Annotated in this window: 19 protein-coding genes; 17 read left to right on the plus strand and 2 right to left on the minus strand. The window is 63.7% G+C overall.

What is annotated here, in order from left to right:
- Positions 1 to 27 precede the first annotated feature (27 nt).
- A complete protein-coding gene (locus PAN31117_RS17405; protein ID WP_010805637.1) occupies positions 28 to 1071 on the minus strand; it encodes a rod shape-determining protein in 1044 nt (347 codons plus the stop codon).
- Between the two features lie 549 nt (positions 1072 to 1620).
- Here PAN31117_RS17405 and gatC point away from each other — a divergent pair.
- From gatC to PAN31117_RS17480, 15 genes are all read left to right on the plus strand, one after another.
- Positions 1621 to 1920 (plus strand): Asp-tRNA(Asn)/Glu-tRNA(Gln) amidotransferase subunit GatC, encoded by a 300-nt coding sequence (gatC, locus tag PAN31117_RS17410; protein ID WP_150739301.1) that lies wholly within the window; start codon positions 1621 to 1623, stop codon positions 1918 to 1920.
- A 112-nt stretch (positions 1921 to 2032) separates the two neighbouring features.
- Positions 2033 to 3523, plus strand: coding sequence for an Asp-tRNA(Asn)/Glu-tRNA(Gln) amidotransferase subunit GatA (gene gatA / locus PAN31117_RS17415; RefSeq protein WP_150739302.1), 1491 nt, complete (start codon positions 2033 to 2035; stop codon positions 3521 to 3523).
- 29 nt (positions 3524 to 3552) lie between these two features.
- Positions 3553 to 4038, plus strand: a complete 486-nt coding sequence (locus PAN31117_RS17420; RefSeq protein WP_150739332.1) for a hypothetical protein — start codon at positions 3553 to 3555, stop codon at positions 4036 to 4038.
- A 144-nt stretch (positions 4039 to 4182) separates the two neighbouring features.
- Complete coding sequence (gene gatB, locus PAN31117_RS17425) at positions 4183 to 5655, plus strand: Asp-tRNA(Asn)/Glu-tRNA(Gln) amidotransferase subunit GatB (RefSeq protein ID WP_150661120.1); 1473 nt, start codon at positions 4183 to 4185, stop codon at positions 5653 to 5655.
- Positions 5656 to 5788: 133 nt separating this feature from the next.
- On the plus strand, positions 5789 to 6595 hold the full coding sequence (locus tag PAN31117_RS17430) for a polyphosphate kinase 2 family protein (protein WP_150739303.1): 807 nt from the start codon (positions 5789 to 5791) through the stop codon (positions 6593 to 6595).
- A 158-nt stretch (positions 6596 to 6753) separates the two neighbouring features.
- Positions 6754 to 8010: an efflux RND transporter periplasmic adaptor subunit gene (locus PAN31117_RS17435; protein ID WP_150739304.1), complete on the plus strand. Its 1257-nt coding sequence runs from the start codon at positions 6754 to 6756 to the stop codon at positions 8008 to 8010.
- A complete protein-coding gene (locus PAN31117_RS17440) occupies positions 8007 to 11156 on the plus strand; it encodes an efflux RND transporter permease subunit (RefSeq protein ID WP_150739305.1) in 3150 nt (1049 codons plus the stop codon). The genes PAN31117_RS17435 and PAN31117_RS17440 overlap by 4 nt, the downstream gene beginning before the upstream one ends.
- 489 nt (positions 11157 to 11645) lie before the next feature.
- Positions 11646 to 12257, plus strand: coding sequence for a pilus assembly FimT family protein (locus tag PAN31117_RS17445; protein WP_150739306.1), 612 nt, complete (start codon positions 11646 to 11648; stop codon positions 12255 to 12257).
- Between the two features lie 45 nt (positions 12258 to 12302).
- Entirely contained in the window at positions 12303 to 12857 is a 555-nt protein-coding gene (locus PAN31117_RS17450; protein ID WP_150739307.1) for a toxin co-regulated pilus biosynthesis Q family protein, read from the plus strand.
- A 48-nt stretch (positions 12858 to 12905) separates the two neighbouring features.
- Positions 12906 to 14666 carry a secretin GspD/PilQ domain-containing protein gene (locus PAN31117_RS17455; RefSeq protein WP_150739308.1) on the plus strand — a complete coding sequence of 587 codons (1761 nt, stop codon included), beginning with the start codon at positions 12906 to 12908 and terminating at the stop codon, positions 14664 to 14666.
- 1 nt (position 14667) lies between these two features.
- Positions 14668 to 16038 carry a type 4b pilus protein PilO2 gene (pilO2, locus tag PAN31117_RS17460; protein ID WP_150739309.1) on the plus strand — a complete coding sequence of 457 codons (1371 nt, stop codon included), beginning with the start codon at positions 14668 to 14670 and terminating at the stop codon, positions 16036 to 16038.
- A complete protein-coding gene (locus PAN31117_RS17465; RefSeq protein WP_150739310.1) occupies positions 16028 to 16501 on the plus strand; it encodes a hypothetical protein in 474 nt (157 codons plus the stop codon). The genes pilO2 and PAN31117_RS17465 overlap by 11 nt, the downstream gene beginning before the upstream one ends.
- On the plus strand, positions 16485 to 18218 hold the full coding sequence (locus PAN31117_RS17470; protein ID WP_150739311.1) for a GspE/PulE family protein: 1734 nt from the start codon (positions 16485 to 16487) through the stop codon (positions 18216 to 18218). Before PAN31117_RS17465 ends, PAN31117_RS17470 begins: the two co-directional genes overlap by 17 nt.
- Positions 18219 to 18279: 61 nt before the next feature.
- Positions 18280 to 19371: a type II secretion system F family protein gene (locus PAN31117_RS17475; RefSeq protein ID WP_150739312.1), complete on the plus strand. Its 1092-nt coding sequence runs from the start codon at positions 18280 to 18282 to the stop codon at positions 19369 to 19371.
- A gap of 2 nt (positions 19372 to 19373) precedes the next feature.
- Entirely contained in the window at positions 19374 to 20264 is an 891-nt protein-coding gene (locus PAN31117_RS17480; protein WP_246189146.1) for a prepilin peptidase, read from the plus strand.
- On the opposite strand, the gene PAN31117_RS17485 is transcribed toward PAN31117_RS17480, so the two are convergent.
- On the minus strand, positions 20235 to 21968 hold the full coding sequence (locus PAN31117_RS17485; RefSeq protein WP_246189147.1) for a GMC family oxidoreductase: 1734 nt from the start codon (positions 21966 to 21968) through the stop codon (positions 20235 to 20237). The genes PAN31117_RS17480 and PAN31117_RS17485 overlap by 30 nt on opposite strands.
- 312 nt (positions 21969 to 22280) lie before the next feature.
- On the opposite strand from PAN31117_RS17485, the gene PAN31117_RS17490 reads away from it, so the two are divergent.
- Positions 22281 to 23945 (plus strand): isovaleryl-CoA dehydrogenase, encoded by a 1665-nt coding sequence (locus PAN31117_RS17490; protein WP_150739313.1) that lies wholly within the window; start codon positions 22281 to 22283, stop codon positions 23943 to 23945.
- 241 nt (positions 23946 to 24186) lie between these two features.
- The gene (locus tag PAN31117_RS17495) at positions 24187 to 25551 is read left to right on the plus strand and encodes a coniferyl aldehyde dehydrogenase (protein WP_150739334.1); all 1365 of its coding nucleotides are present in this window, start codon (positions 24187 to 24189) and stop codon (positions 25549 to 25551) included.
- Positions 25552 to 25683 lie beyond the last annotated feature (132 nt).

Consider the following 25683-nt stretch of genomic DNA (forward strand, 5'->3'; position numbering starts at 1 on the left):
GCCGGACGACGAACCACGCACGTTGGCTTACTCGTAGGAGAAGATGCTGCCGAGCTTGTCCATGCGCTCAAGCGCCATGCCCGAGCCACGCACCACGCAGGTGAGCGGGTCTTCGGCGACGAGCACGGGCAGGCCGGTTTCTTCGGCGAGCAGACGGTCCAGATCGCGCAGCAACGCACCACCGCCCGTGAGCATCATGCCGCGCTCGGCGATGTCGGCGCCCAGTTCCGGCGGCGTCTGTTCCAGTGCAATCTTCACCGACGACACGATCTGATTGAGCGGATCGGTCAGGGCTTCGAGGATTTCGTTGCTGGAAATGGTGAAGGCGCGCGGAATCCCTTCCGAGAGGTTGCGGCCCTTGACTTCCATTTCCTTGACTTCCGAACCCGGGAAGGCCGAGCCGATTTCCTTCTTGATCGCTTCGGCGGTTTGTTCGCCGATCAACATGCCGTAGTTGCGGCGGATGTAGTTGACGATGGCTTCGTCGAACTTGTCGCCACCAACACGCACCGAACCCTTATAGACGATGCCGCCCAGCGAGATCACGCCCACTTCGGTCGTGCCGCCGCCGATATCGACGACCATCGAGCCCGTGGCTTCCGAGACCGGCAGGCCGGCACCGATGGCAGCGGCCATCGGCTCTTCGATCAGGTACACCTGCGAGGCGCCGGCGCCGTGCGCGGCTTCCTTGATGGCGCGACGCTCGACCTGGGTCGAACCGCACGGCACGCAGATGATGATGCGCGGCGACGGCGAGAACAGACGCGACTCGTGAGCCATCTTGATGAACTGCTTGATCATCTGCTCGGTCACGGTGAAGTCGGCGATCACGCCGTCCTTCATCGGGCGGATCGCCTCGATGTTGCCCGGCACCTTGCCGAGCATCTGTTTGGCTTCTTTACCGACGGCCTGAATCGTCTTCTTGCCGCTCGGGCCGCCTTCCTGACGAATGGCGACCACCGAAGGTTCGTCGAGGACGACGCCCTTGCCGCGCATATAGATCAGGGTATTGGCCGTGCCCAGGTCAATGGCCAGGTCGTTGGAGAAATAGCTGCGAAGAAAACCGAACATGCAAAATCCTGTGTTTGCTTGAGGCCGCCCAATGCGTTTGACTGGGACGGCTGCCTGTCGTCTGGGTTCCGGCCTGTTCGCAAAAAAATCGCCAGGCGCCACGCGGCGGCTCGCGAAACGTGCGGACAAACCGAGGAATGCGGTACCGGGCAGGAGGCGGGGCTGCCGTTAAAAATCCGTCGCGTCAGGGTCTTCCACTGGACTGCGCGATCGTCTGTCGCGCCCCCCGGACTAGCCGTGGCCCACCTGCGCGACAGCGGCGGAGGGTGCAAAAACACGCTCCGACGCAAATTTAATGCGCAATGATACCTTATAATTTCGCAGGTTTTGCAGGAAAAACGAGCACGTTGACGCCACATTCGACCCCCGGGGCAAACTCGCCGGGAGCCTCACGGTGCGGCGTGTCCGACGTCCTGCGCAGTGCAGTGCACGGAGTAAAACGGCAGACGGGCGTGACCTTGTCCGCAGATTCTCCGCATTCTGTCCCTAATTTTGGCGGCAGGCGTGCATTCGGCTGCTCTCCAATGCGCATTTTTTTGGGATTTCTTCATGGCTTTGAATCTCTCAGACGTCAAACGCATCGCTCATCTCGCGCGTCTCGAGCTGGCCGATGACGAGGCGGCTCACATGGAAAAGGAGCTTAACGGCTTCTTCGCGCTCGTCGAACAGATGCAGTCAGTCGACACGACGGGCGTCGCACCGCTCGCGCATCCCATCGAACAAATTCAGGAAGTCGCTCAGCGTCTGCGCACCGATGCGGTGACGGAGCAGGTCGATCGCGAGGCAAATCAGCGTCCGGCGCCCGCCGTGCAGGACGGCCTCTATCTGGTGCCGAAGGTCATCGAGTGAGTCCGGCGCGAGACGCGAACGCTGTCCGAGGACACGCGCGCGTCCCGCCTGCCTCCTGCACCAGGGGCCTCGCGCCTTCCGCCTTCATGCGCTACCCAGTCAAGCCGCCATCATGGAACAAGATCTGATTCATTTGCAGGATTTGCGCGCCGCGCTCGACGCCAAGCGCGTCTCGAGCGTCGAGCTGACGCAGCACTATCTGGACCGCATTGCCGGTGCCGCCGATCTGAACGCCTTCGTGCATGTCGACGCCGGAGCCAGCCTCGCGCAGGCGCGCGCTGCCGACGCCCGCATCGCTGCCGGTGACGGCGTGAACCAGCCGCTGCTGGGCATTCCCGTCGCCCACAAGGACGTGTTCGTCACGCGCGGCTGGCACAGCACGGCGGGTTCACGCATGCTCAAGGGCTATGACAGCCCGTACGACGCCGCCGTCGTCGAGCGTCTCCAGAACGCGGGCATGGTCACGCTCGGCAAGACCAATATGGACGAGTTCGCCATGGGCTCGTCGAACGAAAATTCCTACTACGGTCCGGTCAAGAACCCATGGGACAAGCTCGCTGTGCCGGGCGGTTCGTCGGGGGGCTCGGCGGCGGCTGTCGCTGCGCGCCTTGCACCGGTCGCCACCGGCACCGACACCGGTGGCTCGATCCGTCAGCCAGCCGCTTTCTGCGGCGTCACCGGCATCAAGCCGACGTACGGCCGCGTATCGCGCTACGGCATGATCGCGTTCGCTTCGTCGCTCGATCAGGGCGGCCCGTTCGGTCACAGCGCGGCGGATTGCGCATGGCTGCTCAACGGCATGGCTGGCTTCGACGCCCGCGATTCGACCAGTCTCGAACGTGCGGACGAAGACTTCGCGCGCGGTCTGGGCAAGCCGCTCGACGGCGCAACTGCCGACAAGCCGCTGGCCGGTCTGCGTATCGGTCTGCCCGCCGAATACTTCGGTGACGGTCTGGACGCCGACGTACGCGCGTCCATCGACAACGCGCTCGCTGAGTTCGAGAAGTTGGGCGCCGTGCGCGTGCCGGTGTCGCTGCCGAAGACGGAACTCTCGATCCCCGTGTACTACGTGCTCGCCCCGGCAGAAGCTTCGTCGAACCTGTCGCGTTTCGATGGCGTGCGCTTCGGCCATCGCGCGGCCGAGTACCGCGATCTGCTCGACATGTACAAGAAGTCGCGTGCCGAAGGCTTCGGCACCGAGGTCAAGCGCCGCATTCTGGTGGGGACGTACGTGCTCTCGCACGGCTACTACGACGCCTACTATCTGCAGGCGCAGAAGATCCGCCGTCTGATCGCGCAGGACTTCCAGAATGCGTTCGCGCAGTGCGACGTGATCATGGGCCCGGTCGCGCCGTCCGTGGCGTGGAACCTTGGCGAGAAGAGCGCCGATCCGGTGCAGATGTATCTGGCCGACATCTATACGCTGTCGGTGAGTCTGGCCGGTCTGCCGGGCATGAGCCTGCCGGTCGGCCCTGGACGCGACGCGCGCCCGGTCGGCCTGCAAATGATCGGCAACTACTTCGACGAAGCCCGCCTGCTGCAAGTGGCCGACGCGTTCCAGCGCGCGACCGACTGGCACAAGCGCGCTCCGACGGGCGTCTGATCATGAGCCGCCAGCGCATGCAACGCGAAATGACGGTTCCTGCTCCGGCCAGCGCACGCACTGCGTCGCTGGTCTCCCGGGGTGTGATGCTTGCTGGCATGGTGCTCACGCTCGCGTCGTGCTCACTGCCATTCTCGCGCCCGACGCCCATCGCCTATCGCGAAGTCAACCTCTCGGGGTACTGCTCGCAGACCGACGAAGACGGTTTTCGCGAACAGGCAACGCTCAAGGTGCAGGGCAATGCGGTGCAGGCGCTGGACTGGCGTCTGTGGGTGGGCAGCCGTGGCAGTTGCCACTTCAATCTGGCGAACTTTCACCAGACGCAGTGGAAGCCGAGCATCGAGCTGCGCGCGAACAGCGGCAGTTGCAAGCTGCTCATCTGGCAGGATCCGGGCAACGTGACGATCGGCCATGCGAACTGCGAAGCGTATTGCACGGGCGACGTCTACGACAACGCATGGCCGGTGAGCTTCGATCCGCAGTCGGGCATGTGCGCACGCGACACACGTAGATAAGCCCGGGCCAGCGTTGGCAGGTATCGACGAGATCGACGAACAGGAACAGGTCGCACCGTCCCCTCAGGGAGATCTGAGAGACGGGCGGCAGCAAAGGCAGGGCGACATGCGCCGTGCCGACAAGTTGAGACAAGGGTGAACCTTATGCAATGGGAAGTCGTTATTGGTCTGGAGACGCACACGCAGCTCTCCACCGCTTCCAAGATTTTCTCGGGCGCATCGACGCAGTTCGGCGCGGCCCCCAACACGCAGGCATGCCCTGTGGATCTGGCGCTGCCGGGCGTGCTGCCGGTGCTCAATCGCGGCGCGGTCGAGCGTGCGATCGAGTTCGGTCTGGCTATCGGGGCGACGATTGCGCCGCGCAGCATCTTCGCGCGCAAGAATTACTTCTACCCCGATCTGCCCAAGGGCTATCAGATCAGTCAGTACGAAATCCCGGTGGTGCAGGGTGGATCGATGAAGATTCAAGTCGAAGCCGACCCGCGCACCGGCCGCGAAGCGTATGAGAAGGTCGTCACGCTCACGCGCGCTCACCTTGAGGAAGACGCGGGCAAGTCGCTGCACGAAGACTTCGCAGGCATGACCGGCATCGACCTGAACCGCGCCGGCACACCGCTGCTCGAAATCGTGACGGAGCCGGAAATGCGCAGCGCGGCCGAAGCCGTGGCTTACGCCAAGGCGCTGCACGGTCTGGTGGTGTGGCTCGGTATTTGCGACGGCAACATGCAGGAAGGTTCGTTCCGTTGCGACGCCAACGTGTCCGTGCGCCCGGTCGGCCAGAAGGAGTTCGGCACGCGCGCCGAAATCAAGAACCTGAACTCGTTCCGCTTCCTCGAAGAGGCGATTCAGTACGAAGTGCGTCGTCAGATCGAACTGATCGAAGACGGCGGCACGGTGGTGCAGGAAACGCGTCTGTACGATCCGGACAAGAAGGAAACGCGTTCGATGCGCAGCAAGGAAGACGCGCACGACTACCGCTACTTCCCGGACCCGGACCTGATGCCGCTCGTGATTGACAGCGAATGGGTCGAGCGCGTGCGTGCATCGTTGCCGGAACTGCCTGCCGGCATGCAGGCGCGCTTCGTCGAGGCGTACGGTCTGTCGGACTACGACGCCGCTGTGCTCACGCAATCGAAGGCGCAGGCTGCGTACTTCGAAGCGGTGGTCGCCAAGGCAGGCAAAGCGAGCGCCAAGCCTGCCGCCAACTGGATCATGGGCGAACTGTCGTCGCTGCTGAACCGCGAAGACATCGGCATCGACGCCAGCCCGGTGTCGAGCGCACAACTCGCCGGTCTGCTCGCCCGTATCGCCGACAACACGATCTCCAACAAGATCGCCAAGGAAGTCTTCCAGCTGATGTGGGAAGAGCGTGCGACCGACGAGGGTGCCGCCGACCGCATCATCGAAGCGAAGGGCCTCAAGCAGATCACCGACACGGGCGCGATCGAGAAGATCATCGACGAAGTGCTGGCGGCGAATGCCAAGTCCGTCGAGGAATTCCGTGCGGGCAAGGAGAAGGCGTTCAACGCGCTGGTCGGTCAGGCGATGAAGGCCACGAAGGGCAAGGCCAACCCGGCGCAGGTCAACGAACTGCTCAAGAAGAAGCTCGGCGCGTAATGTCGGTCGGCTGATGGACTGACGGACGCAAGAGAAGGAAGGGCGCGGTAGCCGGATCGGCACCGCGCCCTTTTTTTGTACCCCCCGCAATTTGCGCCATACTGCCAACTAACTTTTCACGCAGGAGTTGGCGATGTTCGAGAAATACCGCGTACCGTTCGGCAAGAAGCTGGACCTCTCAAGCTTCGACCCTGCCGACAAACCGTTCTCCGGCGACAACAAGGACGACGACAAGACGCGTCTGGCCGAGCTGGCGCTCAAACTCGACGAATTGCAGACGGTCCTGCACGCCAACAGCAAACATCGTGTCCTGCTGGTGCTTCAGGGCATGGACACCAGCGGCAAGGACAGTACCATTCGCGCGGTGTTCCAGAACGTCGATCCGCTGGGCATCCGCGTGGCCAACTTCAAGTCGCCCACACCCATCGAACTGTCGCGCGACTTCCTCTGGCGCGTTCACATGGTGGTACCCGCGGCGGGTGAACTGACGATCTTCAATCGTAGCCACTACGAAGACGTGCTCATCACGCGTGTGCACGACTGGATCGATGCGGACGAGTGCAAGCGCCGCTACACGCACATCAACAACTTCGAGCAACTGCTCGTCGACAACAACACACACATCATCAAGTGCTTCCTGTACATCTCGTCGGAGGAGCAGCGCAAGCGGCTTCAGGAGCGTATCGACGATCCCAACAAGCACTGGAAATTCGAGCTGGGCGACCTCAAGGAACGCAGCTTCTGGCCGCAATACACAAAGGCCTACGAGGCGGCTTTATCGGCGACCTCGACGGAACACGCACCGTGGTATATCGTCCCTTCCGACTCAAAACGCCACCGTAATCTGATGGTGGCAGAGTTGCTGGTGCACGCCCTGAGCGAGCTGAACCTGACGTATCCGCCGGGCAGGCCCGAGTTGACGGGCATGAAGGTGGAGTAGTGAGGAAATGCGGCGGCGCAGCACCGCGGCGAACATAACGACGGGCAAGCAGTGAACGGCCGCGGCAATTCACGGCTGTTTTATCAGTAGAAACAGGCGCGACCGGGAGGGCGGGGGCTCGACTGGCGTCCGCGTCGCATGGGGAAACGGGGAAGAAGATGAGTGACGAGAACGCCCGCCGGCCGTTGCCGGGGGACGCGGCTGCCCACGGGCATGGTGAAGCCGCCAGGACGACGGGGCAGCCGGGGAGTGGCGCGAATGGATCGAAGGGTTCGCGCCGCTGGGTCGCGGGTTTGGTCACTGTGGCGATCATCGCTGGCGGGGCCACGTGGTTGCGCTCGCGCGGTGCCGAGAAGACCGTGAAGGCGGCGGCTGCACCGTCCGTCACGGCCGCGACCGTCGAAACGCGCGACGTCCCCGTCCGGCTCATTGCCAATGGCACGGTCACGGCGCGTCAGACCATCGACGTCCGCCCGCAAATCTCCAGCACCATCCGTCAGGTGCATATCAAGGAAGGCGATTTCGTCAAAGCCGGACAACTGTTGTTCTCGCTCGACGCCCGCATGGACGAAGCGAACCTCAAGAAAGTGCAGGCGCAACTGGCGAAGGACGAAGCCGATCTCGCCAATGCCCGCCGCACGCTCGCGCGCACCAAACAACTGATTGCCGAGCACTTCGTCTCGCAAAGCGCGCTCGACACGGCGCAAAGCGGTGTGGACAGCCTCACTGCGCAGGTGGCCGCCGACCGGGCGGCGATTGCCGCGAGTCAGGTAGCGGTCGATTACAACCAGATCCGTGCGGGCATCGACGGACGCACCGGCGCGATCAACGTGCATCCGGGCAGTCTGGTGACGCCAGGGGGCGCAGCGCTCGTGAGCATCACCCAGCTCGATCCGATTGACATCAGCTTCACGCTGCCCGAAGGGGCGCTTGCCGAATTGCAGGCAGCGCGCGCGGGCGGCCCGGTCGCCGTGACGGCCACGCTCGGGACCACGGGCGTGAACGTCTCCGGTCAGCTCAGCTTCATCGACAACGCGGTGGATTCGCAGACGGGCACGATTCGCCTGAAGGCCGCCTACGACAACCGGGACGCGAAGCTGTGGCCGGGCATGTATCTGAACGTCGCGGTCATTGGGCGCGTGCTCAAGCAGGCGAGCGTCGTGCCGCCGCAGGCGGTGCAGACCGGGCCGGACGGCAAGTTCGTCTACGTGATCGGCGGTGACGGTAAGGTCAGTGCCAAGCCGGTCAAGGTCGGCTACGTGGAAGCGAAGCTCGCGGTCGTCGACGGCGTGCCAGCCGGGGCGAAGGTCGTGCAGGAGGGCGCAGAAAACCTGCGTCCGGGTAATAAGGTGACGGTCGTGGCGTCGCGCGAAGCGGGCGCCGGTGCTGGCGGCGGTTCAGGGAAAGCGCCATGAACCTCTCAGAACTCTGTATCCGCCGGCCGGTCATGACGATTCTGCTGTGCGTGGCGGCTGTCGTAGCCGGTCTGATCGCGTACGGACAGATTCCGATTTCCGCCCTGCCCAGCTACAACTCGCCGGTGATTCAGGTCACGGCCACGCTGCCGGGCGCGAGTCCGGAGACGATGGCCGCGTCGGTCGCGGCACCGATGGAAAAGCAGTTCTCGACGATTGCGGGTGTGGCGGTCATCAGTTCGACCAATACACAGGGCACCACATCGATCATCATCGAATTCGACAGCGACCGCGATATCGACGCAGCGGCCGTCGACGTGCAGGCGGCGCTGTTCCGCGCGCAGCGCAAGCTGCCGGTGGAGATGACGACACCGCCGTCGTATCGCAAGGTCAATCCGGCCGACGCGCCGATTCTGTTCCTTGCGATGAACTCGCCGTCGATGTCGCTCGCCGAGCTGGACGACTACGCGGAAAACCTCGTCTCCCCCACGCTCTCCACGCTGCCCGGCGTGGCGCAGGTGCTGATCTTCGGCCAGAAGCGCTTCGCCGTACGCGTGAAGGCACGCCCGGATGCGCTCGCCGCGCGCAAGCTCACGCTCGACGACGTGGCACGTGCACTGGCCTCGGCCAACGCGAACAGCCCGGTGGGCACGCTCGACGGCAGCCGTCAGACGCTGACCATCGAGGCCAACCGTCAGATGACAAAGGCCGACCAGTTCGCGAACCTCATCATCGCCAGCGTCAACGGCAGCCCTGTGTATCTGCGCGATGTCGCGGACGTGCAGGACAGCGTCGAATCGGTGAAGACGGGAAGTTGGGTCAACAGCGAGCGCTCTATCGTGCTCGCGGTGCTGCGTCAGCCCAATGCGAACACGGTCGCGACGGTCGATCAGGTGAAGGCGGCGCTGCCGCGACTCGCAGAGCAGATGCCGCAGTCGATTCAGGTCAAACTGCTCAACGACCGTTCTGTGTCGATTCGTGAGTCCATCGACGACGTGCAGTTCACGCTCGCGCTCACGGTGATTCTCGTGACGCTGGTGATCTTCCTTTTCCTGCGCCGTCTGGCCGCCACGCTCATTCCGGTGATGTCGCTGCCGGTGTCGCTGATCGGCACCGTCGCGCTGATGAAGGGCATGGGCTACTCGATCGACAACATCTCGCTGCTGGGCATCACGCTCGCCGTGGGTCTGGTGGTCGACGACGCCATCGTGATGCTGGAGAACATCGTGCGTCATATCGAGAACGGCGTGCCTCCGTTGCGCGCCGCGCTCGTCGGTTCGCGCGAGATGGGCTTCACGATTCTCTCGATCTCGATTTCGCTGGTGGCGGTGTTCATCCCCATCTTCTTCATGCCGGGCGTGATCGGGCTGATGTTCCATGAGTTCGCGGTGGTCGTGTCGCTGGCGATTCTGGTGTCGGCGGCCGTGTCGCTCACGCTGATTCCGATGTTGTGCAGCCGCTATCTCAAGCACGAGCAGGACGAAGGCCTCGGCCTGCGTGCCACGCAGTGGTTCGAGGACGGCTTCGTGTGGGTGCAGGACGCCTACGTGCGCAGCGTCGATTGGTGTCTCGCGCGCCGCAAGTGGGTGATCGGCGCAGCGGGGGCCACGTTCATTGCGACGGGCGTACTGTTCGCTACGATCCCGAAGGGCTTCTTCCCGAGCGAAGACATCGGGCAGGTGCAGGTGACGGCCGAAGGCGCGCAGGACATTTCGTTCACGGCGATGTCGGCGCTGCTGCGTCAGGCGGGCGACATCATTCGTGCGAATCCGGCGGTGGAGACCGTGATCGTGTCGGCCAACGACAGCAATCAGGGCCGCATGTTCATCAACCTGAAGCCGCACGGCGAGCGGCCGCACATGAGCGAAGTGCTCGAAGAATTGCGGCGTGACGTCAAACAGGTGCCGGGCCTGAACGTCTACTTCAATCCGGTGCAGAACCTGCAACTGGGCGGCAAGCAGAGCAAGAGCCGCTATCAGTACGTGATGCAGAGCGTGAAGCCAGGCGAGATGCAGTTGTGGTCCGACCGGCTGATGAATCTGATGCGTGCCGATGCGATCTTCCGCGACGTGACGACGGACGCGCAGATGAAAGGCTTGCAGGCGCAACTGACCATCGACCGCGACAAGGCGAACACGCTGGGTGTCGCCATCGGCGATATCCGTAGTGCGCTTTACAGCGCGTTCGGCGAGCGTCAGGTGTCGACGATCTACACGCCGAGCGACAGCTATCAGGTGATTCTGCAAGCGGACGACAACGATCGCCGCGACGAAGGCGCGTTCGACAAGATCTACGTGCGCGGCAAGGGCGGTGCGCTGGTGCCGCTCTCGGCCGTGGCGACCGTCGAGCGCAAGATGGGGCCGGTGTCGGTCAACCATCAGGGCCAGTTGCAGGCCGTCACGCTGTCGTTCAACCTTGCGCCGGGTGCCGCGCTGGGCGATGCCTCGAAGAAGATCGTGGGCTTCCAGCAGCAGTTGGGCTTCCCGCCGAGCATTATCACAAGCTGGGGCGGCGATGCAGCCGCGTTCCAGAAGTCGCAGTCGAGTCAGGTGGTGCTGCTGGTCGGCGCGTTGCTGGTGATCTACGTGCTGCTCGGCGTGCTGTACGAGAGCTACATCCATCCGATAACGATTCTGGCCGGTTTGCCGTCGGCGGCGGTCGGCGCGCTGATCACGCTGCGTCTGTTCGGCCTGGATCTGTCGCTCATCGCGGTGATCGGCATTCTGATGCTGATCGGTATCGTGAAGAAGAACGCCATCATGATGATCGACTTCGCGCTCGACGCGCAGCGCAATGGCGGCATGACGCCGCTTGAGGCGATTCGTCAGGCCTGTGCGCTGCGTTTCCGTCCGATCATGATGACGACGCTGGCGGCGCTCATGGGCGCGTTGCCGATTGCGCTGGGGCTGGGGGCGGGGGCGGAGCTGCGCCAGCCGCTCGGTCTGGCCGTCGTCGGCGGGTTGTTGTTCTCGCAGGTGATCACGCTCTACATCACACCGGTCATCTATCTGTATCTCGACCGCTTCGCCGGTAATGGGCCGCTCGTGCTGCCCGGTGACAAGGCGGCGAACGACGGTGGTGGAAAGCACGACGGCAGCCACGACGCCACCGACGTCAATGTGCACAAGACCAGCCACGTCCACTAAGCGTTGACGAAACCGACGGCGCGCAGCGGCATTTTCTGCCTGCTGCGCGCCATCGACCCTCCCCTAAGGCGCCAGGCCCCCTCCCGTTTGCCACGCAAACCATGCAAATTGGCTTGTGAATCCGCTGATTCCTGACGTTTGCGCAAACTTTTGTAGGCCCTTGGTTTGCGTTTAGTCACATTCCTATTTTTAAGTTGATGTAGCCGGCGGCGTTCTGCTGTCCGGTATCCACAGCCCGCCTTGTTTTCACGCCCATTTCGCGACGATTTTCGCGACTGTCGAGGCGCGTCCGGAGGTATCGGAAATGGCGCGCGAATGGGCGATTTCATGCTTGCGACGAATGTCAATTTGCGAAAGCTGCGCGACGCACGCGACAACGCGACGACGCACATTCGGGCATAAATCGCCCCAGTCGTTGCGAGCGGGTCTCTCGGATCGTGACGTCGTTTCCTTAAATCTCTCCAATCCCTCAAACCTCGGACTCGAAAAATGAACGTATTCACAGAAGCGAACGCCGTCACGCAAATCAAACACAAGCTCGCCTCGCGACTGAACAAGCGCGGCCAGCGCGGGGTCACGCTGGTGGAACTCTCGGTTGCCGTCGCCGTGATGGGCCTGATCATGGCCGGGGCGATGGTCGGTGTGCCGCGCCTGATGAACAGCGTGAAGCTGTCGCAGGAGATGAAAGATTGGCAGATGTCGGTCCTTGCGGTGCAGAACGCGGTGGCGTCCGGGACGCTGATCGCAGGGCAGACCAAGCAGGCGGATATTCGTCCGACGGCGATTGCCGAGCCGTTCAACCGGCCCGCTGGCACCACCACGATCCTGAATCGTTTCGGTGGCGAAATCACGATCGACGCGGTCCAGGCGGGTGGCTATCCGTCGAGCGGTGTGACGGTGAAATCGGTCGGTTATCCCAGCTCTCAGTGCGAAGACTTCGCCGCCAAGATGAACGGTCTGTTCGCCACGCTGAGCATCAACGGCAACGTCATCAAATCCAAAGCCGAAAACAAGATCGATCAGATCAGCAAGTCGTGCACGCAGGACAGCAACAGCGCGACCATGACGCAAGCCGATATCGAATTCACCATCGCTGGCTGAGAAGTCATCTCGGGGATCTGACCAAAGACCAAAGGCGGACAGAACATGACTCTTCCAGGAATGCGTGTTGCGGTGCTCGCTTCGATGTTGGGGGGCGCGGTGCCATCGACCCTGGCGGCGGAAGCGGCGTCCGGCACGGACGTGACGTGGATGCTCGCGAGCCACAAGCCGCTGATGCAATCGCTTGGCGGTGGTCGTCACGACAACGTGGAGGCCGTGCCCGAGCCGCCCAGTCCGCAGGCCCCTGCGCCCGACGCTTTCGACGAAGCGCAGCGCCACGTGCAGACGGTGCGCGTCACGGCGTCGGCGGTGGTGCCAGCCACTGCCCCGCTACCGTCTCCGACTGCGATGGAGCTTGCCCTGCAACCGTCGGACGGCCGCGTTTCTCAGGCCGTCCGACGGTATGCCGAGCGCAATGGCTGGCAACTCGCGTGGGAGATCGAGCGTGATTTTCCCATCGAGTATCCCGCCACGTTTCGCGGGGATTTCCTTGGCATCGTCGAGCAGATCGTGCGCTCGTTGCAGAACACCGACGCACCGATACGCGTCAAGGTCTACGAGGCCAACCGCGTGTTGCGCGTCGTGCACGCCACACAATAACTTCCGCCTTGCCCCGCGCACGGCGAACCACATCGGAAGCGGTCATCCATGAGAAAGCATCTCGGCGTGTTGTGCGCCATCACGTTACTGACAGCGTGCGGCACGCCGGGCCTGCTGTCGAAAACCGACGAGAACGTTACACAGGTGCGCGAGACGATGCGCACCGCCAACGACGCCCACGCAGCAACGGCCATAGGCGCCATCGAACATGTCGATGGCGCCTGGCTGTCAAAAAAATCAGTCGCGGTCAGCGCGACGATCACACTCCCCGAATTCTTCGCGCGTCAGGTGCGCTTCTCTACCGGCGCTCCCCTGCCCATGTCGGTGCTGCTCGCGCAAGTGGCGCGAGGCCACGGCCTGACGATTCGCATGGCGTCCGATGTCGCTTGCGATGGCGGTGCGTCGTCCCGCGATGGCCGGGGCGGTCGCGGCGGGGCCGCAGGCGCGACGCAACGCTTCCAGGTCAACTGCACCGAAAGTGGCGAGCCTGCCGTGCCGCTGCAATACCACGGCTCACTGTCCGGGCTGCTCGACACCATTGCACATCGATCCGGCACGCACTGGTCCTATCGCGATGGCGTCGTGCAATTCGCGCGATACGTCACCCGAACCTTTCAGATCAAGATGATGCCGGGTAGCTCAACGTACACGGCGTCGGTCGGCAAGGCGTCAAGAATGAAGGCGGATCGCGGCGCATCCGGCGGCGGTGGCGGGACGTCGGCGGGCGGCGTCGATCTGAGTTTCAACGCCGACGCGAACGTCACGGTCGAGTCCGAACTGGATTACTGGACGGATCTCGTCAAAACCGTCACCGACATGCTCTCGCCGAGCGGTCGCGTCACGCCGTCGGTCGTCACGAGTTCGCTCGTCGTCACCGATACGGCCGATGTCGTCGAGCGCGTCGCGCGATACGTGGAATCGGAGAATGCGGTGCTTGGCCGTCAGGTGAAGCTGCGCGTACAGGTCTACTCCGTCACGCTTGACGAAAACTCAGCGGCGGGCATCGACTGGGATCTTGTCTATCGATCCGCAAGCGGCTTCGTGGCGGGCCTGAGCGGCCCGGCGCTGGGCGGCGCGCTCATGACGCGCAAGGGCGGGCTGGGCATCCGCACGATCCCGAACGGGCGTCTGGCCGGGTCTACCGCGTTCATCAAGGCGCTGAGCAAGCAGGGGCGCGTGAGTACGGTGATCGACACGACCGTCGTCACGCTGAACAACCAGCCTGCGCCGGTGGCCGTCACACAGAACCGGGGGTTCGTCGCGCAGACCAAGATGACGCCCGGCAACTACGGTGGACAGGCTGTCGTGACGGCTGAACAATCGGTGCTCACCACGGGCTTCGTCATGAACCTGTTGCCGACGTTGATGGATAACCGGAGCGTGATGCTGCAAGTGCAGATCGATATGTCGGACCTGAAGAAGCTCGACAAGATCAATCTGCGCACCGGCAAGGAAGCGCCGAGCGGCGGCGATGGCGAGTCGTCCGGCAACGGCTCGAACGTGCGCGCCGCCGTCAGCGGAAAAGGCGCGAGCGTCGAAATCGGTGGCAAGGACGACGATCGTGGTCGCAACGACGACGGCCTCGGTGCAGGCACATTCATGCAGTTGCCCATTACTTCGTCGCTGCAAACGATGCAGCGCGCGTCGCTCAAGTCGGGCGATACGCTGGTGCTCAGCGGCTTCCGTCGCAAGGACGACAACACCGAGCGCGATGGCATCTTCAATTACGAAGGGGGCACGAAGGAGGCGAATCAACACGTGAACGAGGTCGTCATCATGATCTCGCCGGAACTGACCGAGGGCGTGTGAGATGGGACGCGCACTGTCCAACCACCTCGTGATCGGCGCGCAATGGGAGACGCTGATCGGTCTCGAAAAGGAGATGGCCGAGATCCGCAGTCTCGCGCGCAGCCGCGACGCCTCGCACTTCACCGTCACCGATGACGGGGCAGGCACGCGCACCGTGGGGCTGCTCTCGCTGTCCGAAGTGCCGCAGACGGACGCCGCTACGGCCAGGTACGCGCTTGCGGCGGTGCTGTGCACGCTGGTCGACGGACCGAACGTCGCGTTCATGCATCCGGACCCCGACGACCCCGCCAAGGCGGTATTCGTGACGTTGCGCGACCATCGTCCCGAACTTGATCTGGAGGTCCCGGCGTCGCAGTTGAAGCATCGTCTCGATCAGTGGGCGGCGGAGGTCGAAGGGCCGGTGACGGTCGCCGGGGTGATGCGCACCGATCTGCCGCATGCCGACGTCATCCTCACGCTCGACGACATCGCCGCCGCTGCAGTTCGCGAGGCAACGCCCGAGACACGTATTAAGCCGGTGCGTCAGGCGCTCCCGGTGCGTCAGCTGAGAATCGCCGCTGCGGTGCTGACGGTGCTCGCGGTCATCGCTGGCGCAGCGTACGGGGGGTGGCAATGGTACGAGAGCGTTCAGCGCGAAAAGCTCGCGGCAGCCAATCGCGTCGATCCTGTCGAGGCTTACAAGCAGGCGCTGACGCGGGCACTCGCCGACGAGTCGTTCTCGACCGGCGCATCCTACGCAAGGCATTTGCAGCGCGCGGTGCAACAACTGCCTGCGAGTGCGGGTGGATGGAGACCGGCATCCATCGACTGCAAGGCACGGACTTGCGAGATCGAATGGCGACGGCTCGAAGGCGGCACCTTCGATCTGCTGCTGTCACAACGTCCTCATGCGCAGATTGTCGATCTCGATCATGCGAAGGAGCGCTTCGTGCTACCCGAGGACGATGCCACCTCGGCAAGCACCGTCGCCGCATCGCTCGGTGCAGCCAAAAGCGAAGCGCGCACACCGGCAGACACACCCGCCATCGAAGCGCTCGAAGACGATGGCGATGCCCGCGTCGCCCCCATCCCGCGCAATCAGTTTCTGCGCACGGCGGGGGCGCGGCTGCAAGCGCTTGGCGACTACGGCATGGATATCGCGCTGACGATGCCCGAGCCCCTGGTGCCGGTGCCACCGGGTGCGGCCTCGCGCGACGACGTGCCACCCCCCATCTCGAAAGGTGAATGGAAGATGGCGGGGCATCTGGCGTTCTTCGACTCTGTCTCGGGCCTGATGATGCGCGCGGGCAACATGTCCCTCGGCGAGCTGAAGATCGTCATCGACGACGGCAAACCCGTCTTCTCCGCACAAGGAACCTACTATGTTCACTAAGTTGCTCCGTGGCGCCGTATGGGCGACGGCGACGCTGCTGTCGGCGAGTGTCCATGCCGAAGAGACGATCGACGCCTTTGCGCGGGCGCATCTCAAGGCCTCGCAGGAGGCGCAGGACGCCAAACAGGCGCAAGCCAAAGCACAGGCGGCGGGGGACGGGAAGACGCCGACGTTCGCCAAACCCGCGCTGGCCGATGTGCCGCCCGAACTGCTGTTTATCTACGGTGTGGAGAACGCCTCCGTGGCATATCTGCGTGTAGACGGCAAGTTCGGACGCAACGTGGCGAAAGGCGACAAGGTCGGGCTCTGGCAGGTCGTGCAGATCGGCGACGATTTCGTCGACATTCGACGCGGCGCGCGGCAACAACGGTTGCTGTTGCCCAACGCCTTCGGCGAAGCGCCGTCATCTTCCGAGCAGACGAGTCGGCGCGTCCCGGGGCAAGCGCATGGCGACGATTACTGAACGGCTGCGTGCCACGCTGGCGCACCTCGGACGACGCGGGCACACGCGTGCCATCGTCCGCCCTATTGCCGATCTGCGCGAGTCCGACATTCAGACGTTCGGCTGGCGACAGGACCTCGGTATCACGCTCGCAGGCGCGGAACATGGCGCGCTGGTGCTCGTTGCGATGAAGCCCCGTCTGTACCTTGTACTGCTCGAAAACAACACGTTCGTGCGCATGCAGGGTTCCGATCTGCTCGAACGCTTCGACCGTGCCGTGCGTGCCAAGCACCGGCTGGACCTTGAAGGCATCTACGTCGGCACGACAGAAGAAATCCTGCTGATGCAGTCGCGCCTTCAGCAGCAAGGGGACGACGGCAGCCAGGTGGGTGAGCAGCGTACCGGTGCGTATCGCAATTTCGATCTGATCATCGAGCGTGCGGTGGAAGCCGGGGCGTCGGATATCCACTTCGAGTTCCGCGAGGGACGTCATGTTCATGTGCGCATGCGCATTCACGGCAAGCTGCGCATGTCTGCGGAGAGCGATCGTCTTGCCCGCGACTATCACGCCATGCTCGACGCCGTCTCGGCCGCTTATAACTCGCGCGCCGATCCGAGCAGCCGCAGCCACAATCACTTCGACGACGCGCAGCACCAAAGCTGCTCGATTCCGTTGACGATTCGCCAGCGCAAGTACCAACTGCGTTTCCAGAGCGTGAAGGAGAATCGCGGTGTGGACGTGGTGCTGCGTCTGCTGATCAACGAAGCCATGGACGGCGATGTCCTCACGCTCACCCAACTCGGCTATGCCGACGATCAGGTCGAAATTCTGGAAGACGCCGTGCACCGCAGCCCGGGTCTTACGATCATCGCGGGCGAAACCGGCTCCGGAAAGTCCACGACGCTGCGTACGTTGATGACCTACGAGCGCGATTCGGGAAAAAAATTCTTCTCCATCGAGGATCCCGTGGAGTACATCCAGCCGCATATGACGCAGATCCCGATTCAGCGACGCGCGGAAGACGGCCCGGGAGAATCTCCCTTCGGCGCGGCGGCCAAGGTTTTGCTACGCGGCGATCCCGACAAGCTGATGCCGGGCGAGATTCGCGATGCGGAGACCGGCTCGTTCGCCAAGTCGATGACGGAGACGGGCCACCAGGTGTTGTCGACCGTGCACGCGTCGAGCGCGTTCGGCATCGTGACCCGGTTGGTCAGCGACGAAATCGGCATGCCGCTCTCGGCCGTCGCCTCGCCTAATTTCCTCACGGCCATCGTTTATCAGAAGCTCATTCCGGTCCTATGCGCGCACTGCAAGCGAGCCGCGCTGGACGCGCCGGACGTCATCGACGCCGCCACGTTGTCGGTGATCGGCGCACTCGGCATCGACACGTCGAAGGTTTGCGTCGAAGGGCCGGGCTGCGAGCGCTGTTCCGGTCGCGGCACCAGTGGGCAGACGGTCGTGGCCGAAGTGTGTGAGCTGACCGACGAGTTGCTGGATTTGCTGCGCGAGGGGCACTACTGGGACGCGGAGCGTCACTGGCGCGTCTGCCACGATGGAGACCTGACCAGCCCGCACATGACCGGCAAGTCCGCGATGGAGCACGCCATATACAAGATGTCGCAGGGACTGGTCGACCCGCACGATATCGAATCCGCCTTCTGCAAACTCAAGAAATTCCATTTCCGTCAGTCGACGTCGTTGAGCGCCGCTTCGACACGGCGTCTCGCCAGTGTGTGACGACGCGTTGCACGCGTCGATGTCGGCGTAATTCCCCCTCCGATGTTCAGCACCGAATGCCATGATCGAAGCCGCTAATCGTCTGCTCGCCAAAATCTCTCCCGCGCGCGAACCGTATCCCGGCCTGACGAAGGCCAAGCGCCAATTTCGCAAATCCCGTGCCAAGTTTTACAGCGACTTTGCCGACGCTATCGAAGACGGCGCGAACCCGTTCGAACTGTTCTCGCGCCGCTATGCGCGGGCGAAGGAGCGCCGCAATCCGATGGCGCCGTTGTACGCCGTGTGGCGCGACCGGGCCAGTTCGAAAAACCTGCAAAAGTCGTGGGCGGGCACCATTCCCGAGGAGGACCTCGTCGTGATCGCGGCAGGCGAGAAGGGCGATTTGCCCGGCACGTTGCGCTTTCTCGCGCGCGTGGTGACGCTCCAGCAGCAAACGCGTGCGGTCATTGCGGGCGCGGTGGCGTTGCCGATCTTCATGTCGGTATTGCTTGCGGCGATTCAGTTGGGCGTGGCCTACGGCATGATGCCGATCATGACGGAGATCATGCCGCCGGAGAAATTCCCGCTGATCGGCGCGGGCCTCTATGCGATGTCCAGCTTTGTCGCGAGCTGGTGGCCGCTCCTCTATGGCCTGCCGTTCGCGCTTGTCATGCTGATGTCGTTCTCGTTCAGTCGGTGGACGGGACCGCTTCGCCGCCGCTTCGACAACTTCGGCCCCTACGCCGTCTATCGCGACGTGCGCGCGGGAGAGTTTCTGGTGGCGCTCGCCGCGCTCACGAGTGCGAAGACCTCTGTGTTCGACGCCGTCTCGCTGCTGCTTACGCGGGCGTCGCCCTGGTTGCGGTGGCACCTGCTACGCATGCGGGCCTCGCTCAAGAGCGAGCGCAGCATGATCAAGGCGATGGACACGGGCATCTTCAACGAGGAAGTGTTCGATCGGCTCGTCGAGTACTCGGGGCGGACCAACTTCGACGCGGGCATTCGCAAGATCGGGTTGATGACCATCGAAGAGGTCGCAGAACGCATCAAGGCCCGTTCGGCCACGTTACGCTCCGTGCTTCTCGCGCTCGTCGGCCTGACGATCATCTTCACCGTGGGCGGCATGTTGCAGATCGGCCATGCGGCGGGCGAGTACGCCCAATCGATGTTCTGACGATGGTCTCTCTTTTCGAATCCCTGTGGTGCGAATTTCAGACGCTGCCGCGTGAAGCGGTCGCTGCGGCGATGGCCGTACTGGGGCTGTTTACGGGCAGCTTTCTGAACGTTGTCGTCTACCGGCTGCCGCGCATGCTGGAGACGCAGTGGGCGGGCGAAGTCGCGGCGTGGTCCGGACGGATTCCGCCGGTGACGCCGGTCTTCAATCTCGCATGGCCGCCGTCGCGATGCCCGCATTGCGAGTCGCGCATTGCGGCGCGTCACAACTTCCCGGTCGTCAGCTATCTGTGGCTGCGCGGGCGTTGCGCCGCTTGTGGCGCACGGATTGCGCTGCGTTATCCCCTCGTCGAAATAGCTGTCGGCGTGCTGTTCGCCGCGATGGCGTTGACATTCGTACCGTCGAAGCAATACGCCGCGATGCTCGTGTGGTGCGGCTTCGGCGCGACGTCGCTGGCCCTCGCCCTCATCGACATCGATACGCGATTGTTGCCGGACTTGCTCACGTTGCCGTTGCTATGGGCGGGGCTGTTATGCAGCGTGATGGGCGTAACGTTGCCCGTTGACGAAGCGGTGTTGGGCGCCGCGCTCGGGTACGTCGTGTTGTGGACGATCGGATCGGTGTACCGCGCTCTGACGCACCATGATGGCCTCGGCGGCGGCGACGCCAAGCTCGTCGCCGCCTGTGGTGCGTGGCTAGGATGGATCGGCGTGCCGCTCACGCTCGCCTTCGGCGCGATGGCTGCGACGCTGGCGTTCGCGGCCTATGGGCTGGTGCGTGGCCGCGTGCTGCGCGAGCCGATGCCGTTCGGCCCCTGGCTCGTGCTCGGCGCGTTGGCGAGCGCGGTGTGGGGCGAGCCGTTCCTAGACCTGTGGTTGCGCACGAGCGGCTAACGGAGTGGAAGCGGTCATCGTTTCGACGCCGGATGTACCGTCGGGTGCCAAATCGGCAACGGTATGGGCATCGCCACGCGCGCTGACGTTTTCCCCAGCGCCCCGATTCAATGCCCGTGCACTCGCCAGCATCATGTCCGCGGCTTTCTCCCCGATCATCATCGAGGGGGCGTTGGTGTTGCCACCGATGAGCGTCGGCATGATGGACGCATCGACCACGCGCAATCCCTCCACGCCGCGCACCCGCAGTTCCGTGTCGACGACCGACGCCGCATCGCTGCCCATCCGGCAAGTGCCGACCGGGTGATAGATGGTGTCGGCACGCGCACGGATCAACGCCGTCAGCGCTTCGTCCGATTCCACACCCCGGCTGTGCAGCTCTTCTCCGCCGAACTTCGCGAGCGACGGCGCCGCGAGAATGCGCCGAATCACGCGTGCCCCGCGCAGCAGCGTGTCGAGATCTTCCTGCGCTTGCAGAAACGCCGGGTCGATGTGCGGTGCGTCGCGCATGTCGGCTGACGCCAATGTGACGCGTCCACGACTCTTCGGCCGAAGCACGCACGCATGCAACGAGAGGCCGCGCCGCAGATGCAGCCGACGGTTGTGGTTGTCGCAAATGCCCACAAGAAAGTGCATCTGCAAATCGGGCCGCACGAGCGACGGGTCGCTTTTCAGAAAGCCACCGGCTTCCGCCACGTTGCTCGCGAACAGACCGCGCCGGTCGCGCAGGTATTCCATCCCTTGCGTGAGCAGATGCCAAAGCCCTGGCGGTGTATAGCCGACGAGATCGCGATGCGCGATGTATTTGTTGACGATGAAGTCGATGTGATCCTGCAAGTTTTCGCCCACCCCGGGTGCGTCCACCCGCACGTCCAGGCCATGCGCGCGAAGCTGGTCGGCCGGACCGATGCCTGAGCACATCAGCAACTGCGGCGAGTTGAACGCGCCTGCGCTCAGCACGACTTCGGCGCGCGCGTGAATCGTTTGCACGGTGCCTTGCCGTTGCAGCTTGATGCCCGTCGCGCGCTTGCCGTCGAACACAATGCGCTGCACCAGCGCATCGGTGATCACATGCAGGTTATTACGCGTCTTGCCGTGCAAATAGGCGCGCGCCGCGTTCCATCGCTGACCGTCCTTCTGCGTCACCTGATAGATGCCCGCACCTTCGTAATGCTCGCCGTTGAAGTCGTCGCTGACGGGGAATCCCGCTTCGCGCGCGGCGTCGACATAGTGTTGGGAGAACGGATTGACGGTGCGCAGATCGGCGACGTTGAGCGGGCCGCCCGCCCCATGCCATGCGTTCGCGCCGCGCTCGTTGTTCTCGTTGCGACGGAAGTACGGCAGCACGTCGTCCCACGCCCAGCCGGTGCAGCCCGCTTGCGCCCAGTCGTTGTAGTCGTCCGGATGCCCGCGCGTGTAGATCATCGCGTTGATCGAGCTGGAGCCGCCGAGACCGCGTCCGCGTGGCTGATAACCCTGACGTCCCGCCAGTCCCGCCTGCGGTGTGGTGCGATAGCCGTAGTTGCGGCGCGATGCGAACGGCACGAGTGCTGCGAGGCCGAGCGGCAGACGCACGAGGAAGCTGTTATCCGGCGGACCGGCTTCGACGAGTGCAATCGTGCGATCCGGCAACCCGTCCGCCAGACGCGCCGCGAGTGCGCAACCGGCCGAGCCGCCGCCGACAATGACGTAGTCATAGTCCATGCTGTCATCCTCCCTTGGATGGCACTGCTTCAACTTTGTTGTTGAATGCGTTCGCTGCTTTTTGTGCTGCTCGTTCTTATGATGCTTTGCGATGCCTGTGTCTCTCGCCGCTTGCGTCGACCTCCGGGGAGCCTCGTCAACGTCACTTTGCAGCGGCACTCATTGTAGGCAGACAATGCGTGTGCCCGGGGGGGAAGTGAAGCATTCCTCTAATTTGCGCGAGCCTGCGGGCTTAACCGCTATGATGAAATGATCGACTTTAGGTGACCGTCCCGTGCAAGGCATTCGGGATGACGCGCAAGGGAGACACGGATGACTGAAGCCTGGCAGACGCACGACGTCACCAATCAGGTGCCGCCGCTCACGGACTACAACCTCTACGCGCTTGACGCCGCGCTGCAAGCCGCTGTGGCAGCGTTCGACGCGGACTGGCACGTGAAGGAGTTGCATCGTCAGGGCGCACGTGTGGGCGAGGCGGAAGTCCAGCAATGGGCACAGGACGCGAATCGTCACGAACCGGAACTGGAATCCTTCGATTCGCAAGGCAATCGTATCGACCGTGTCGCATTTCATCCCGCGTGGCACTCGCTCATGGGCCTTTTGCGCGGTGCACAACTGCAATCGTTGCCATGGGCGCATCCGCGTGGCGGGGTGATGGCGGCACGCACGGCGTCGTACTTTCTGCACGCGCAGAACGAAGCCGGTTCGCTGTGTCCCACGACGATGACGTTCGCGAGTATCCCGGTGCTGGCGAAGGAGCCAGCGCTCTTCGCCACGATCAAGGACAAGCTGCTCGCGCCGCAGCACGATCCGCGCGACGTGCCGCTCGCACAGAAGCACACCATGCTCGTCGGCATGGGAATGACGGAGAAGCAGGGCGGCTCCGACGTGCGCACGAACACCACGGTCGCGACTGAGCGTGGCAGCGGCGAGTTCTCGCTCGTCGGCCACAAGTGGTTTTTTTCTGCCCCGCAGTGCGACGCGCATCTGGTGCTCGCGCGCGATAGCGACAGCGACGCGTTGTCATGCTTCTTCGTGCCGCGCTACCGGCCCGACGGCCACAAGAACGCGGTGCAGATTCAGCGTCTCAAGGACAAGCTCGGCAATCGCTCGAACGCGAGCAGCGAAGTGGAATTTCAGGGCGCGTACGGCACGCGTGTGGGAGCGCCCGGACGCGGTGTGCCCACGATTATCGAGATGGCGACTTACACTCGGCTCGATTGCGTGATCGGCAGCGCGGCGATGATGCGTACGGGCGTCGTGCAAGCGATTCATCACGCGCGGCATCGCACGGCGTTCGGCGCGAAACTCGTCGATCAGGATCTGATGACGGCGGTGCTTGCCGATCTCGCGCTGGAGTCGGAGGCGGCGACGTGGCTGGCGATGCGACTCGCGCGTGCATTCGACGCGAGCCTGTCAGACGACGATTCATCCGTCGAGCGTGCATGGCGACGCATCGTGCTGCCAGCCGCGAAGTTCTGGGTGTGCAAGCGCGCGCTCGAACTCGCTGGCGAATGCATGGAAGTGTGGGGCGGCAATGGGTATGTCGAGACGGGGCCGCTGGCGCGTCTGTATCGGGAAGCGCCCGTCAATTCGATCTGGGAAGGCTCGGGCAACGTGATGTGTCTGGACGTGCTGCGCGCCATGAGCCGCGAACCGGACGTCGCGCAAAGCTGGTTTCAGTGGCTCGGCGAGCGCGTCGGATCGCACGCGACGCTGCGAGCCGCGCTCGCACAGTTGCATGGCTGGCTCGCCGCAGATCCCGCGTCACACGCGGTGCGCGCGCGTGCCATCGCGCAACAGATCGTGTTGCTGTCACAAGCGGCGTTGCTGCTGGAGCATGCGCCGTCCGAGCTGGCGCACGGGTTCGTCGAGAGCCGGTTCGCGAATGCAGGTGGACGTGTCTATGGCGTGATGCCGGACACGATTCCTGTCGGTGTGCGACGCGCTTGGCTCGACAGGGCGTTTCTTGCATGAGGCACGAAGCAAGACATGAGGCGTCGCGCGAAGACGTCACGCATCGAAGCATCGATTTCATATAACGACAACATATCGACACGACGGCGGCCGGAGCACTCACGCACCGGCAGTCGCAGGGAGGAATGGCATGGGACACAAGGACGAGATGGGCGGGGGCGGGCTGCACGAAGCCGCGACATTGCAGGTGTCGCATGACGACGATCTGGCGCGCGCGTTGCTGTTGCCACGCTTCGACGCGATGCGTCACGCGCACGATGCCGCCCCACACGTCGACTGGCCGACCCGCAAGCGTCATCTGACGGCGCTGCTCGGCATGTTGCACAAGTATCGTGAGCCCTTTGCGAGGGCCATCGATGAGGACTTCGGCGGGCGGTCGACGGAAGAGACCGACATGCTCGAATTGTTTCCCTCGCTGGGCAATCTGAAGCATGCGCTGTCGCACACGCGTCGCTGGATGCGTGGCTCTTCGGGTTGGGCGAACCTCTGGCTCCTGCCTGCGCGACGCGCCATCGTCCCCCAGCCGCTGGGTGTCGTTGGTGTCATCGTGCCGTGGAACTACCCGCTGTTTCTCGCCATCGGTCCGCTCACGGATGCACTGGCCGCAGGCAATCGCGTGATGATCAAGGTCTCGGAAGTCACACCGCGTTTTGCGGAAGTGTTCGCGTCGGCCGTTGCCGAGACGTTCCCGCCGGAATGGGTGACAGTAGTGACGGGCGACGCGCAGGTCGCACGCGCCTTTTCCTCGCTACCGTTTGACCATCTTCTGTTTACCGGGGCGACGTCGATTGGGCATCACGTAATGCGCGCGGCGAGCGAGCATCTCACGCCGGTGACGCTGGAACTCGGCGGCAAGTCGCCCGCGATTATCGGCCCGGGCGCGCGCTGGGAACACGCGGTGGAGCGCATCATGCTCGGCAAGCTGCTCAATGCGGGGCAGACGTGCGTCGCCCCCGACTACGTGCTGGTGCCGCGCGAAAAACTCGATACTTTCGTGGCGACGGCGCGACAGGTGGCGTCGCGCCTGTACCCTGATGCCGTGAACAACTCGCAATACACGAGCATCGTATCGGCGCGTCACTTCGAGCGATTGTCCGGGCTGGCGGGCGAGGCGGTGGCGCAGGGCGCGACGTCCCACGCATTGTTCGATGCACCGGCGCAGGCGGCGCGCAGACGTCTGCCGCCGGTCGTGCTGACGGGCGTGCACGATGGCATGCGCGTGATGCGCGAGGAGATCTTCGGACCGCTGCTCCCGGTGGTGCCCTACGACGATCTGGACGCCGCGATTGCGTACGTGAATGAGCGTCCGCGTCCGCTCGCGCTTTACATGTTCGACACCGACAACGCGCGCATCGATCAGGTAGTGGACGGCACCATCTCCGGCGGTGTGACGATCAACGACACGCTGCTGCACGTGGCCGAGCATTCGTTGCCGTTCAGCGGCGTGGGGCCGTCCGGCATGGGCGGCTATCACGGCGAGGCGGGCTTCCGGACGTTCTCGAAGGAGAAGCCGATCTTCCGTCAGGCACGCTGGAATGGCGGTGGTCTGCTCAACCCGCCGTACGGCAAGCGGTTCGCCGCGATGATGAAGCTGCTGCTGCGCTGAGGGCCGGGCACTTCGTCACAGTCCATCGCCGTAGTACGACCAGGCTGCCCAAAACAAATCTATGGTCACCCCCGTTTTTGCAAGACTGATTTGATGCAGTGTTTGGCTTGCCTAAATCTATCCGGCGTCGAT

Origin of the sequence: Pandoraea anapnoica (assembly GCF_902459765.1) — a bacterium.
Lineage (GTDB): Bacteria > Pseudomonadota > Gammaproteobacteria > Burkholderiales > Burkholderiaceae > Pandoraea > Pandoraea anapnoica.